Origin of the sequence: Streptomyces ziwulingensis, from assembly GCF_039542605.1 — a bacterium.
GTDB lineage: Bacteria > Actinomycetota > Actinomycetes > Streptomycetales > Streptomycetaceae > Streptomyces > Streptomyces ziwulingensis.
Window position 1 is genome coordinate 327,012 of record NZ_BAABIG010000022.1, and the last position, 13,544, is coordinate 340,555.

Genomic DNA, 13,544 nt, shown 5'->3' on the forward strand with positions numbered 1-13,544 from the left:
GGAACCGTGCGGGGGAGTCCGCACGTCGAGGCGGGTGTGAAGAGACGGACTCAGGCCGGTGCCGGTGCCGGTGCCGGTAGCGGTGCCGGCTGTCTGCTGGCGGGTGCCGGGGCCGTGATCGCCGTGCTGGCCTGGGCCCCGCTCGCCCGGGTCAACGTGACCGGCGGCTTCGAGGGGCAGCACCGCGACCTCAGCGTGCTCTATCTCGACTTTCCGCTCATCGCCCTCGGCGGCGCACTGCTGCCGGTCGTCGCCTGGCGGGCCGGGCTGACGGTGGTGGGCCGGCCGTGGGCGGCGGTGCTGGGGGCGGTGGCCGCCCTCGCGCTCGGGGTGTGGGGGCTCACCGCTTGGTGGGAGCCGTCCGGGCCCCCGGTGTTCCGGGAGTGACACCGGGATCACCGGGATCACCAGGATCACCGGGATCACCGGGATCACCGGGATCACCAGGTCAATCGCCGTCAGCCGCCGTCAGTCGCCGTTCACCGCCGTTCACCGCCGTCCACCCCCATCCCCTGCCGTACCGGTTGCCCTCACCCAGCGTGACAACCCCGTGTTCGCGCACGTCACGGGCCTGATAACGTCCCGCCAACGGCCGATTCCTTTCTCCTGGTGGGTCAACGCCGTTTCGTCGCAGGAAGGTTGGAGCATGCCGGACGCTGCCGCAGAAACGGGGAACGCCGTCGCGCGGAACGCCGCCGAGGAGAGGTCGCTCCTGGCGCACCCCCCGGTCGCCCCCGACGCCTCCGCCGCTTACGGCGACCACGCCGACCAGGTGATCGACTTCTACCTCCCGCGTACCTCGGCCGGCCCCGGCGGACCGGCGCCCGTCGTCGTCGCCCTGCACGGCGGTGCCTGGCGTGCCCCGTACGACCGCCGCCACCTCAGCCCGTTCGCCGGTTTCCTGGCCGGCCGGGGGTTCGCGGTGGCGAGCGTGGAGTACCGCAGGGGCGGCGGCGAGGCGGGCGGCGCGCCGGTGGCCGGGCGCTGGCCGGACACCTTCGACGACGTGGCCGCCGCCCTCGACGCCCTGCCCGCGCTGGTCCGCGCGCACCTGCCGGGCGCCGACCCGCGCCGGACCGTCCTCACCGGTCACTCGGCGGGCGGCCATCTCGCCCTGTGGGCCGCGGCCCGTCATGTGCTGCCCGCCGACGCCCCCTGGCGCACCGAGCACGCCCCGCCCCTGCGCGGGGTGGTCGCCCTCGCCCCGATCGCCGACTTCGAGGTCGCCGGCAAGCTGGAGGTGTGCGGGGACGCCGCGCGCCAACTCCTAGGCGGCGCCGACGACTTCGTAGCGCGTCGGCCGTACGCCGATCCGGCGCTGCTGCTGCCGACCGGCATCGCCACCACCCTCGTCCAGGGCCGGACCGACACGGACGTGCCGCAGGCGGTCGCCGACTCGTACGCGGACGCGGCGGCCAGGGCGGGGGAGGTGGTGGGGGTGACGCTGCTGGAGGACGTCGGCCACTTCCCGCTGATCGACCCGGCGGCGGACGCCTGCGCGGTGGTGGCGGAGGAGATCGCCCAACTCGCGTGGTGACCCGTTTTCCTGGTGCCCCCGTGCGTAGTACTTGAGAGGGACCCCTGAGGACCCCTCTCGCAGCGGACGACGCCGCCGCCCGCGCGCCCCTACGTTTGGGTACGTGACCGAGACGACCCAGATACCGTCCACTCCGCCGAAACGTGGGGAGGGACCGCGCAGCCCGGAGTTCCGGGTGGCCGCGGACGCCCTGCGCGGGCTGCGGCAGGACCTGTGCCACGACGCTTTCGCGTACCGCCCGCTGCCTCCCATGCGGACCGACGGCCGCCTCACCCGGCGGCTGTCCGGCCGCACGCGGGAGTTGGCGGCCCACGCCCCGCACGCCGCGGTGGCGGCGGCCGGACTGATCGCCATGCTCATCGCCTTCGGCGGGACGATCGGCGCCGGCGGCGTCGTGGAGCTGCTGTACGCCTTGCTCGCCCTGGTCCCCGTCCTGCTGACCCTGGTGCGGCCGGTCGGCGCGTTCTGGGTGTCGCTGGCGGCGGCGCCGGTCACCGTGCTGTTCGCCGAACAGGGGGAGGAGTGGCCCTGGTCTCCCGGGAGCTTCGCCTGCCATCTGATCGTGCTGACGGTGGTGGCACTGCGCACCCGGCCCCGGACGGCGGCCTGGATGTGGGCGCTCACCGCCGTCTACAGCCTCGGCGCCGACACGTTCCTCGGCGCGGACTACTACTTCTCCAACACCGCCCCCATGCTGATCGTCTCCGCGCTGGCCCTCCTGACGGTCGCCGTCCGGCACGTCCGGCGCGAGGCGGTGCAGGAGGTCACCGCACAGCGGACGGTCACCGCGCACGAGCGGTCCCGCCGCACCCTGCTGGAGGAGCGCACCACCATCGCCCGTGAGCTGCACGACGTGGTCGCCCACCACATGTCGGTGGTCGCCATCCAGGCCGAGGCGGCGCCCTACCGGGTGCAGAACCCGCCGGAGGAACTGGAGCGGGCCTTCGCCACCATCCGGGAGAACGCGGTGGCCGCCCTGACCGAGCTGCGGCGCGTCCTGGGCGTCGTGCGCGCCGAGGACTACGAGGCTCCCGACGCCCCGCAGCCCACCCTCGCCGACCTGGACGCCCTGCTCGCCAACGTGCGGGAGGCGGGGCTCGCGGTGGACAAGGCGGTGACCGGCGCGGTCCGTGAGCTGCCGCCCGGCGTCGAGCTGTCGGCGTACCGGATCGTGCAGGAGGCGCTGAGCAACACGCTGCGGCACGCGCCCGGCGCGAGCGCCCGCGTCGAGGTCTCCTACGTCCTGGGCGGCCTCGGCCTGCGGATCGTCAACGCCGCCCCGCCCGCCGCCGCCCTGATCAAGCCCTCACCCGGTGCCGGGCACGGAGTCACCGGCATGCGGGAACGGGTGAGCATGCTCGACGGTGAGATGACGGCCGGTGCGACGGCGGACGGCGGCTACGAGGTGGCGGTGTTCCTGCCGGTCGCCGCCGTGCGCGAAGGGGACGCATGACCAGCCGTACGATCCGGGTGCTGATCGCCGACGACCAGATGATGGTCCGCGAGGGCTTCTCGGTACTGCTGAACGCGATGCCCGGCATCGAGGTGGCCGGCGAGGCCGTCAACGGCCGGGACGCGGTCGACAAGGTCCGCGAACTCGTCCCCGACGTCGTCCTGATGGACATCCGTATGCCGGAGCTGAACGGTATCGAGGCGACCCGCGAGATCGTCGCCGCGGACAGCACGTCGAAGGTGCTGGTCCTCACCACGTTCGACCTCGACGAGTACGTGTACCAGGCGCTGCGCGCGGGAGCCTCCGGGTTCCTCCTGAAAGACGCCTCGGCACGCCAACTCGCGGACGGCGTCCGGGTGGTCGCCTCCGGCGAGGCCCTCCTCGCCCCCTCCGTCACCCGGCGTCTGATCACCGAGTTCTCCAAGCTCTCCGACACCCCGCGCCTGATGCCCACCGCACACGCGGCCTACGGCGACCTGACCGACCGGGAGACGGAGGTGCTGGTCCTGATCGCGCAGGGCCTGTCCAACGCGGAGATCGCCTCGCGGCTGGTGGTCGCCGAGTCCACGATCAAGACCCATGTGAGCAGAGTCCTGGTCAAACTCGGCCTGCGGGACCGCACTCAGGCGGCGGTCTTCGCCTACGAGGCGCGACTGGTGACGCCGGGCTGAGCGGCGCCGAGTTCGCACCAGACGTATTTCCCTATCGCTTCACGGTCTTCTGGCGACGGGTGCGTTACGGGGGTTGTTACACATCCCGGTTATGCCAGGGTTGAAGCATTCAGATTCACGGGAGCAAGTTTGCGGGAGTTACTGTCCGTGCCCGTTCGTGGAGATCGCGCGCTTTGGCGTTCTTCAGGAAGGGGCGGATTCGCCTATGCATGTCGATGATGTTTCGGTCGCATTGCCCGGATTGAACGAGAGGGTAGATCTCCAGGACTCGACCCCAGGTATCGCATGCTGCTTCCAAATGACCCACCTGCAACTGACGTTCAGCAAGCATGGACAGGTATCGAATGCTCGTTCTCCGGAAGAAGCTTGGGCGCAACCGGTCCGACTCCCCCAGAGAAGCAATAGAGCCGGTCACATCCCCGAGTTCGTAACGCACCTGACCAATATGGTAAGCCAATGCAGAAGGGTTGTAGGATCCGAAAATCCTGTACTGGGATTCAGCTTTTTCCATTGCTGTTTCGGCTTCCTTGATGCGCTGTAGAGCCGTTCGCCTGTCTCCCTCCTTCGCGGCTGCGTGCGCCTGTTGTCCGGCGAGGAAAGCACGCATGCGGGGACTGGCCTGCGGGGCGGCTGCGGCGGCTGCGTCAGCAAGGCGCAGGGCTTCGGGCCCGTGCCCGAGGTCCACGGCCTGAACACTCATCCCCCGGAGAGTGGTGCAGAACGTGAGGTGATCCTCGGCTGCCCCGGCAAGTTCGAGGGCCTTTAGGTAATAGCGCTGTGCCATCCCGTGCACGCCCTCATCCACCGCCATGTATCCCGTGAGGTATAAAAGATCTGATGCCGCTGCCATCATTGCTTTGCGTACGTCTTCCGGCGCGTCAGCGCGGAGATATGGAGCAATGGTGTTCACGAGATATGCGGCGGCCATCGGTCGTGCTGTTCGGCCGCCGAACTGGTCATCAATTTCTGAAAGGCGTTCCGTCATCGCGATGACTGTCTGAACGTCAGACATTCCTATGCGCTGAGTATCGCCGCTTTGAACAGCTTCCATGCGGCCTACGACGTCCGGCCAATTCGGCACCGTGAGGGCGACAGAGAACAGGCCGACGCCGAGCACGCTGCGGCGCGTCGGATCCATATCCTGTCTTCCCAGGTCCAGCAATCCTTCCGCGGTACCGCGGAGCGCATTGGAGTCGTCGGCTGGAGGAGCCGGGAAACCCGCCTCGCTGTGCGTGATCGGGCGGCCTAACTTGCGGGCCAACGCTTCCAAAATCAGCGGGCGGACCGACTCTTTGGGAAGGTGCCCTTTGAGCCACTGGTGCACGGATGGTTCGCGGTACTTGAGGGGCGTACCCCGTTCAGTTCCCAGCTTGTTGACTTCTTGGGCAAACTGCCTGAGGGTCCAGCCGGTTTGCTGGTGCAGCCGGACGAGCGTTTCGTTGGGACCGGTCACCGATGATCAACTCCCCGCATCTGTAAGCCGCTCAAAGCTCTTAAGTTCCGACGCTCTTGCAACGGTACCCGTCCGCTGGGTTACGCGGTTGCTTTCTGTGAGCAGCCGAACTGACGACGTGAGGGGACGGTAGGTATGACGGGGAAGACCCAAACGACGCACACCCACATGCACGAGCACACCGACTGCCGGCGGGCAGGACGCAGGACATGAACCACCCCTCAAAGCACCTGACGGCCCATGAGAGCGCCTTATCGGGCCCGGAGCCGAGCCCCCAGGACGTTCCCGTAGAGCCGCAGACGGGCCCTGACGGCCTCTGGTGGGAACTGTGCGGCGGAGTGCTGGAGAACGGATGGATCGTGTTCCGTCTTCAGGACACCGAACCGCACGGACCCTGCCCGCCCGGTCAGTGCTGGATGTGCGACGCGTTCGGAGTCGCGTGATGTACCGCTGCGAGGCACGAACCCTGCTCGACAGCGACGTCCAGGCGACGGCGGAGCTGATGCCCACCGCGTTCGACAGCATCGAGTGGGTGTCGGAATCCGTGGGGGAGTACCTGTTTCGCTGCGAGGTGGAGGACGTACCGCACGACCATCACGCGGCGTTCCTCCGTAACGGGGCAAGTTCGGAACCCTGTACTGACGTTTACCTCTGCTGGCGTGACGAGTCGGGCCCTCAATGGCTTGCGGATGGCGAGGTCTGCCTCAGGGCAGAGAACCCGATGGCCTCGGGGTGCACGATTTTCCGTGGTCACCCTGGCAGGTGCGACTGGGAGTACATCGACCCGTCCATGGTGGCCGCGCAGGCGGAAGCTGACCAGTCGGTCAGGGAACCCGGCCTGCCCCACTTGTTCACGTCCCCCGGGAAGGGGGGTGCGTGATGGTGACTCACCGCCTCATCGGCCAGCGCGTGACGGATGGCGAACGGGTCGGCGTGCTGACGGCTGTTGACCGTCGCTGGACCGATCCGGCGCAGCCTCGCGAGGGAAAGCGCATAACGGAACCCATGGCGTTCGTCCGGCCTGTGGGCGGGGGTGTGGAGTGGACGGCGCCCCCAAGCGCGCTGCGCGTCGTCTGAGCCACTTGGCGGCCCTCTGCGGGTGGCTCGCATGGGTGACTGTCGTTGCCCTGACAGTCGCCCGGGGAAGGGCCGTGTAGACCCGCTGCTGTCGGTGATCACGAGCACCGGCGCAGGGAAGAGGGCCCCGTTCGTGTGCTCTCCTCGTGGCACCGGACGGGGCTTTACCCATCCACAACACGAGAGGTCTCATGAGTTGCCCTTCGGAGTCTGGTGGAGGCTGTAGCGTCTGTGAGGTCTGCGATGTGACGATCCTCCTGCCCATGCAGGACCCATTCTTCGGACCCGGTGAGCCAAGCGGGGACCAGGACCCGCACGAGCAGGCCACCGGACACCCGCACTGACAAGAGCCCCACCCGAGCCCCCTCTCCTTCCCGGCGTGACCCTCACGCGGGCAGGATCTCGACGTACCCGTCCCTCCCGTGGACGCGGATCCGCTGGCCGTCCCGGATCAGGCGGGTGGCCCGGTCCACGCCCACGACGGCGGGCAGCCCGTACTCGCGGGCGATCACCGCGCCATGGGTCATCAGGCCGCCCACCTCCGTCACCAGGCCCGCGATGCCGACGAACAGCGGTGACCAGCTCGGGTCGGTGAAGGTGGTGACCAGGATGTCGCCCGCTTCGAGGTCGGCGTCCGCCATGTCGAGGACGACGCGGGCCCTTCCCTCGACGGTCCCGGCGGAGACCGCCAGGCCGGTCAGGGCGCCGGCCGGTACGTCGTCGCGCCGGTACGCCCCGGTGACGGCCTCGCCGTCCGAGGTGAGCACCCGGGGCACGGTGAGCGCCTGGTACGACCGGAACGCGTCCTTGCGTCGCTGGATGAGCCGGTCGTCCACCTTGTGCGAGCGCACGGCGGCGTCGAGTTCCTGGAAGGTGAGGTAGAAGACGTCCTCCCGCTCGGGCAGCACGCCGGCCCGCACGAGGCGGTCGGCCTCCGCCAGCAGGGCCCGCTTGTAGAGGAAGTAGCGGCTGACGATGCCGTACTTCGGGTACTCCCGGTAGCCGATGAACGTCCTGACCCGGTCGATCATCCGCTTCGTCTCGTCGGCCTTCCGGTCCCCGTCCGGGAGGGACCGCAGGCGGGACAGCACGTCCCGTTCCTTCTCCCGCGCCTTCCGCCGCCCCTCCTCGAAGCGGCGCCCGGCCGCGCCCGCCTCGAAGTTCCGGACGTTGTCGAGGATCACGGGTACGAGCGTGGCGGGACGTTCGCGCCACCGTGGCCTCGTGATGTCGATCTCGCCGACGCAGCGCATGCCGTACCGGTCGAGGTAGGTCTCGACGGCGTCGCGCGCTTCGGCCCCGCCCGGGAGTTTCGCCAGCTCGTCCAGGAAGTCGTCGTTCTCGACGCCCACGCCCACGCCCACGCCCCGCAGGAACGCGACCACTTCCGGATGCGGGCGGATCACGTCCGCGACGTCGAGCAGCGCCAGTCCCATCTCCGAGGTGATGTTGTCGGGGGCGGAGAGCGTGAGCGTGTCAGCCGCGTTCTTCTCGCCCAGCCACTGCCCCAGCTTGTCGTTGAGCCACCACGTGGCCTCCATCCCGGCCATGATCACCTGGATGCTCAACGGGTCGCTGAGGACCCGCTTGTGCTCCTCGAACGCCGTCGGCAGGAAGTCGAACAGCGCGGGTCCGCTCTTCGTCCGGAGGTCGCGCTCCAGGGCGGCCACGGAGGCCCGGCTGCGCTCGATCAGCTCGGTGACGAGGGCCGGGTCGTTCTCGATCGGGGCGGGCGCGGGTCCGGACGGTGGTCCGCCCGGAGCCGCGTCCGGGAGCGACAGGGCGAAGTCGTCGCGGTCGAGTACGGTCTCCAGCGCGTCCCTGACCAGCGGGTCGCCCTTCCCCATGAGGTCCAGGAGCGCGGCGCGGCTCGCGGGCCCGGCCAGGCGCGGGGTGACGTCGACGAACAGCCTCCCGCCGGCCTCGTGCATCGGCACCATGGCCGTCAACCGCCACATGGAGAGCCCCAGGGGCCTCATGGCGTCGGTCATCATCTGCTGGTGGCCGACGGAGACGTAGACGCGATTCTCCCGGCCGTCGGTCTCGCTCTCGCTCCCGGTCTCGGTCTCGCTCTCGGGGACGGGGAACAGTGTCGTGATCGGGCGGCTCTGGACGATCTGGAAGTCGTCGTCGGCCAGGCACCATTCGATGTCCTGCGGGCGGCCGAAGTGCGCTTCGATCCGCCGCCCGAGCCGCACCAGCCGCACGGCCTGCGCATCCGTCAACGCCGGCTGCCCCTGCCGCTCCGCGTCGATCGCCACCTCCCGCGTGCCCCCGGCCGGCAGCGCCCGCACGGCACGCTCCTTGGCGGCGATGGTCCTGGCGACCACCTCGCCGTGCCGCACCTTGAAGACGTCCGGGTTCACCAGGCCGGAGACCAGGGCCTCGCCGAGGCCGAAACCCGCGTCCACGGTGGCCACCGTGCGGTTGCCGGTGACAGGGTCGGCCGTGAACAGGACGCCGGACGCCTGCGGGAACACCATCCGCTGCACGACCACGGCCATGTGGACCGTACGGTGATCGATGCCGTGCTGCCGCCGGTAGGTCACGGCCCGCTCGGTGAACAGGGACGCCCAGCACCGGCTGAGGTGCCGGAGGACCTCCGTCGGCCCCACGACGTTCAGGTACGTGTCCTGCTGGCCGGCGAACGAGGCCGTCGGCAGGTCCTCCGCCGTCGCGCTGGACCGGACGGCACAGGCGGCCCCCTCGCCGAGCCCGGCGAGCGCCCGGGTGATCTCCGCCGCGAGGTCGCCGGGGACGGCGATGCCTTCGACGGTCCGGCGGATCTCCGCGCTGAGCCCGCGGACCGCCTCCCGGCCGTCCGGGGTCGCGCCCGACAGCCGGTCGAGCTGTTCGAGCCGGTCGCCGACCGAGGGTGCCTGCGCCAGGACCAGGCGGAAGGCGTCCGTCGTCACACAGAAGCCCTCCGGCACGCGGATGCCGTCGATCCGCGACAGCCCGCCCAGGTGCGCGCCCTTACCGCCGACCGCCGCGACCCACGTCTCATCGATCTCCCGCAGATCCCACACGTACCGCGCAACCCGCTCAACCCGCTCAACCATCGCGCCACCTCCGAGCCGGCCGTACTCCGCTGGGCGCGGTGGCCGTCGGCCGCCGATTCTCCGCCGTGACCAGGGCCTTGTGGCAAGCCCCCCGGTGCGCTATACGTTGAGAGTGGCAAGGAGAGCGAGACGTCTCCTTGCCTTTGTCATTTCCGCTGCCGCTGCCGCTGCCGCTGCCGCTGCCGCTGCCGCTGCCGCTGCCTTTGTCGTTGTCCGGGGCGGGGGTCAGTCCACGTCGGTGTAGGCGGTGCCGACCTTCAGGCTGCCGAACACTCCGGTGCCCTCGGCGGCGTCTCCGTCCCAGAACGTGTCGGCCTCGTCGCGAACCCTTATCGTCCGTCCATGACGGCTGCACCCGACCTCGCGTTCGATCCCTGGGACTCCGCCTTCCTCGCCGACCCGTATCCGGCCTACGCCGAACTGCGCGCCCGGGGCCGGGTGCACTACTTCGCGCCCACCGGCCAGTGGCTGGTCCCGCACCACGCCGACGTCTCGGCGCTGTTGCGCGACCGGCGCCTGGGCCGTACCTACACCCACCGCTTCTCCCACGAGGAGTTCGGCCGCACCGCGCCGCCGCCGGAGCACGAGCCGTTCCACACCCTCAACGACCACGGCCTGCTCGACCTGGAACCGCCGGACCACCCCCGCATCCGCCGCCTGGTGTCGAAGGCGTTCACCCCCCGCACGGTGGAGCGGCTGACGCCGTACGTGCGCGGGCTCGCCGGCGACCTGGTGGACCGGCTGGTCGCGGCCGGCGGCGGCGATCTGCTGACCGATGTCGCCGAACCGCTCCCCGTCGCGGTGATCGCCGAGATGCTCGGCATCCCGGAGTCCGAACGTGGACCGCTGCGCCCCTGGTCCGCCGACATCTGCGGCATGTACGAGCTGAACCCGTCCGAGGAGACCGCGGCGCGGGCGGTCCGCGCGTCGGTCGAGTTCACGGAGTACCTGCGCGGCCTGATCGCCGCCCGCCGCGAGGAACCCGGCGAGGATCTGGTCTCCGGGCTGATCGCCGCGCACGACGGGGACGACGGCCGGCTCACCGAGCAGGAGATGATCTCCACCTGCGTACTGCTGCTCAACGCCGGTCACGAGGCCACGGTGAACGCCACCGTCAACGGCTGGTGGGCGCTGTTCCGCAACCCCGCCCAGCTCGCCGCCCTCCGCGCCGACCACTCCCTGGTCCCGACGGCCGTGGAGGAGCTGATGCGCTACGACACCCCGCTCCAGCTCTTCGAACGCTGGGTCCTGGAGGAGACCGAGATCGACGGCACGGTCCTGCCCCGGGGCGCGGAGGTGGCCCTCCTCTTCGGCTCGGCCAACCACGACCCGGCCGTCTTCGCCGACCCCGCCCGCCTGGACCTGACCCGCGCGGACAACCCGCACATCTCCTTCAGCGCCGGCCTCCACTACTGCATCGGCGCCCCGCTCGCCCGCATCGAACTGGCCGCCTCGATGCGGGCCCTGCTGGAACGAGCCCCGCGGCTCACCCCCACGACGGACCCCGAACGCAAGCCGAACTTCGTCATCAGGGGGCTGGCCGGGCTGCCGGTGGAGGTATCGGCGTCCGGGGTGGACTGAGCGACGGGGGTGAACTGACCGTCGGCGGGTGGCGGCGACGGGGAGGGACAGCCGCCACTACGTCGTCAGGTCCCGGCGTCGCAGTCCCGCCAGCCCCCCGGCCACCAGCGCCGCGGCGACTGCGGTAAGCGTCAGCACGGGGGGCCAGTTCATCTCCTCGCCCGGGATCTTCGGCAGGTGGCCGAAGGGGGAGAGGTCCAGCACCGCGCGCGGCACGTCCAGCGCCGGGCCCACCCAGCCGATCAGCAGGACCGCCCCGGCCACGGCCCAGGCCACCGGGGCTGCGCGCGGCACCAGCCCGTACAGCAGTACCGCCACCCCGCCGACCACCCAGACCGCCGGGAGCTGCACCAGGCAGGAGGCGAGGACCCGCCCGTGGTCCGCGCCGTACCCGAGGCCGAGGCCCAACCCGCCGAGCAGCATGATCAGTAGCGAGCCGCCGAAGGCCACGGCCAGGTGTCCCCCCGCCCACCGCCACCACCCCACCGCGCCCGCCAGCACCGGTTCCGCCCGGCCCGACGTCTCCTCGCCGTGCAGCCGCAGTACCGACGCCACGACGAACAGCGCGGCCACCAGACCGAGCATCCCCGCCATCGCCGTGAGGAAGGTGTCGGTCAGCCCGGACCGGCCGCCCAGCCGCTGGAAGATCTCCCGCGTACCGTCGTTGTCGCCGACCAGGTCCGCCGCGCCCTCGGTCATCGCACCGAACACCACCCCGGCGAGCAGGAAACCGGTGCTCCAGCCGAGCACACCGCCCCGCTGCAGACGCCAGGCCAGCGCCCCCGCCGTACCCAACCGCCCCTCCGCGGGCCCCGGCCGGCCGGGCAGGAAGCTCATGCCGACGTCCCGCCGTCCGGCGAGCGCGTACGCCACCGCCCCCTGTGCGACCGTCACCCCGGCGAACAGCAGCAGCACCCACCACCGTTCGGTCGCGAACGGCCGCACGTTCTCCAGCCAGCCGAGCGGTGACAGCCAGGTCAGCACCGACGTACCGTCGTCCACCGCCGAGTCGCCCGCCGCGCGCAGGACGAAGGCCGCGCCCAGTACCGCGGCCGTCACCCCGCGGGCCAGCCGCGCGCTCTCGGTGAACTGGGCGACGATCGCCGCCGCGGTCGCGAAGACCATGCCGACGCCCGCGATCCCGAGCCCGAGGGCCATTGCCCCGCCGGTGCCCAGCCCGGCCAGGCCACCGGCGACCAGCAGCGCCGTGACGGCCTGGGTCACCGCCGCCGTCAGCAGGGCCGCCGTCAGCGGGGCCCGGCGGCCCACCACCCCGGCCGAGACCAGCTCCTGACGGCCGCTCTCCTCCTCGTCCCGGGTGTGCCGTACGACGACGAGCAGGCCGGCCACCGCGGCCAGCGCCCCCGCGTACACTCCGGCGCGCCACGCGGTCAGGGCGCCGAGGGAGTCGCCGAGCACCGGGCCGATCATGGCCCGCAGCGAGGCGTTGCCGCCCACCTGGCGCAGCAGGTCGGCGCGTTCGGCGGCGGTGCCGTACAGGTTCTCCAGGGTGCTCGGCATGGAGAGCACCAGCAGGGCGTTCACGCCCACCCAGACCGGGATCAGGACGCGGTCGCGGCGCAGCGCGAGGCGCAGCAGCGTACCGGTGCCGGCCAGGTGCCGCCCGGCCCCCGCGCCCCGCACCGCGAGGCTCGCGGCGGTCATCGCGCGGCCGCCTCGTCGTCCGTGCCGGGCGCCTCGTCCGTGCCGGGCATCGCGTCCGTGCCGGGCGCCTCGTCCGTGCCCGTGCCCGCCCGCTCGGTCCGGTAGTGGCGCAGGAACAGTTCCTCCAGCGTCGGTGGCGCCGACGTCAGCGACCGTACGCCGGACGCGCCGAGCGAGCGGAGCACCGCGTCGAGGTGACCGGTGTCGACCTGGAGCCGTACCCGGTGACCCTGTACGTCCAGGCCGTGCACGCCGGGCAGCTCCGACAGCCCGTTCGGCTCGCCGGCCAGCTCGGCCGTGACGCTCGTCCGCGTCAGATGGCGCAGGTCGGCGAGGGAACCGCTCTGCACCGTGCGCCCGTTGCGGATGATGCTGACCCGGTCGCACAGCTCCTCGGCCTCGCTGAGGATGTGGGAGGAGAGCAGGACGGTCCGGCCGCGCTCGCGCTCCTCGGCCACGCACCGCTGGAAGACGCCCTCCATCAGCGGATCGAGCCCGCTCGTCGGCTCGTCCAGGATCAGCAGGTCCACGTCCGAGGCGAACGCGGCGACCAGCGCGACCTTCTGCCGGTTGCCCTTGGAGTACGTCCGTCCCTTCTTCGTCGGGTCCAGCTCGAACCGCTCGGTCAGCTCGGCCCGGCGGCGCCGGTCCAGGCCGCCGCGCAGCCGTCCGAGGAGGTCGATGACCTCCCCGCCGGAGAGGTTGCGCCACAGGGTCACGTCGCCGGGGACGTACGCGATCCTGCGGCGCACCTCCACCGCGTCGGCCCACGGGTCGCGGCCGAGCACCTGGGCGGCGCCGGAGTCGGCCCGTAACAGGCCGAGCAGGACCCGGATGGCGGTGGACTTGCCCGCGCCGTTGGGGCCGAGGAAACCATGCACCTCGCCGGACTCGACCGCCAGATCAAGACCGTCGAGCGCGTGCGTGCGTCCGAACGACTTGTGGAGACCGGAGACGGTGATTGCCTTCGTCATGCCGAGGAAAGTACTCTTACTTCAGAACTTTGTGAATATACGAAACAATCAATATCGTCAGGACGGGCATT

Annotated in this window: 9 protein-coding genes; 5 read left to right on the top strand and 4 right to left on the bottom strand. The window is 71.0% G+C overall.

Translation table 11 applies throughout. From position 1 onward, the window contains the following. Positions 1–36 precede the first annotated feature (36 nt). The 4 genes from ABEB00_RS12485 to ABEB00_RS12500 all read left to right on the top strand — a co-directional run bounded on the left by ABEB00_RS12485 (position 37) and on the right by ABEB00_RS12500 (position 3,661). Positions 37–387 carry a hypothetical protein gene (locus tag ABEB00_RS12485; RefSeq protein WP_345619483.1) on the top strand — a complete coding sequence of 117 codons (351 nt, stop codon included), beginning with the start codon at positions 37–39 and terminating at the stop codon, positions 385–387. Positions 388–646: 259 nt separating this feature from the next. Next, positions 647–1,537: an alpha/beta hydrolase gene (locus ABEB00_RS12490; protein WP_345619484.1), complete on the top strand. Its 891-nt coding sequence runs from the start codon at positions 647–649 to the stop codon at positions 1,535–1,537. Positions 1,538–1,640: 103 nt separating this feature from the next. Further along, the gene (locus ABEB00_RS12495) at positions 1,641–2,990 is read left to right on the top strand and encodes a sensor histidine kinase (protein WP_345619485.1); all 1,350 of its coding nucleotides are present in this window, start codon (positions 1,641–1,643) and stop codon (positions 2,988–2,990) included. Continuing rightward, on the top strand, positions 2,987–3,661 hold the full coding sequence (locus ABEB00_RS12500; RefSeq protein WP_345619486.1) for a response regulator: 675 nt from the start codon (positions 2,987–2,989) through the stop codon (positions 3,659–3,661). The genes ABEB00_RS12495 and ABEB00_RS12500 overlap by 4 nt, the downstream gene beginning before the upstream one ends. A 115-nt stretch (positions 3,662–3,776) precedes the next feature. Here ABEB00_RS12500 and ABEB00_RS12505 read toward each other — a convergent pair whose 3' ends face one another. Further along, entirely contained in the window at positions 3,777–5,114 is a 1,338-nt protein-coding gene (locus tag ABEB00_RS12505) for a tetratricopeptide repeat protein (RefSeq protein ID WP_345619487.1), read from the bottom strand. A gap of 1,463 nt (positions 5,115–6,577) precedes the next feature. Beyond that, complete coding sequence (gene rph / locus ABEB00_RS12510) at positions 6,578–9,253, bottom strand: rifamycin-inactivating phosphotransferase (protein ID WP_345619488.1); 2,676 nt, start codon at positions 9,251–9,253, stop codon at positions 6,578–6,580. Positions 9,254–9,595: 342 nt separating this feature from the next. Here rph and ABEB00_RS12515 point away from each other — a divergent pair, with 342 nt between their 5' ends. Next, the gene (locus ABEB00_RS12515) at positions 9,596–10,834 is read left to right on the top strand and encodes a cytochrome P450 (RefSeq protein ID WP_345619489.1); all 1,239 of its coding nucleotides are present in this window, start codon (positions 9,596–9,598) and stop codon (positions 10,832–10,834) included. 57 nt (positions 10,835–10,891) lie between these two features. Here the strand turns inward: ABEB00_RS12515 and ABEB00_RS12520 are convergent, their stop codons facing one another. Further along, positions 10,892–12,499 (bottom strand): ABC transporter permease, encoded by a 1,608-nt coding sequence (locus tag ABEB00_RS12520; RefSeq protein ID WP_345619490.1) that lies wholly within the window; start codon positions 12,497–12,499, stop codon positions 10,892–10,894. Then, on the bottom strand, positions 12,496–13,473 hold the full coding sequence (locus ABEB00_RS12525) for an ABC transporter ATP-binding protein (protein ID WP_345619491.1): 978 nt from the start codon (positions 13,471–13,473) through the stop codon (positions 12,496–12,498). Before ABEB00_RS12525 ends, ABEB00_RS12520 begins: the two co-directional genes overlap by 4 nt. Positions 13,474–13,544 lie beyond the last annotated feature (71 nt).

Excerpts from the sequence above, each read along its gene's own strand:
- ABEB00_RS12490 (WP_345619484.1), top strand. The coding sequence starts at position 647 with ATGCCGGACGCTGCCGCAGAAACGGGGAACGCCGTCGCGCGGAACGCC.
- ABEB00_RS12500 (WP_345619486.1), top strand. The coding sequence starts at position 2,987 with ATGACCAGCCGTACGATCCGGGTGCTGATCGCCGACGACCAGATGATG.
- rph (WP_345619488.1), bottom strand. The coding sequence starts at position 9,253 with ATGGTTGAGCGGGTTGAGCGGGTTGCGCGGTACGTGTGGGATCTGCGG.
- ABEB00_RS12515 (WP_345619489.1), top strand. The coding sequence starts at position 9,596 with ATGACGGCTGCACCCGACCTCGCGTTCGATCCCTGGGACTCCGCCTTC.
- ABEB00_RS12520 (WP_345619490.1), bottom strand. The coding sequence starts at position 12,499 with ATGACCGCCGCGAGCCTCGCGGTGCGGGGCGCGGGGGCCGGGCGGCAC.
- ABEB00_RS12525 (WP_345619491.1), bottom strand. The coding sequence starts at position 13,473 with ATGACGAAGGCAATCACCGTCTCCGGTCTCCACAAGTCGTTCGGACGC.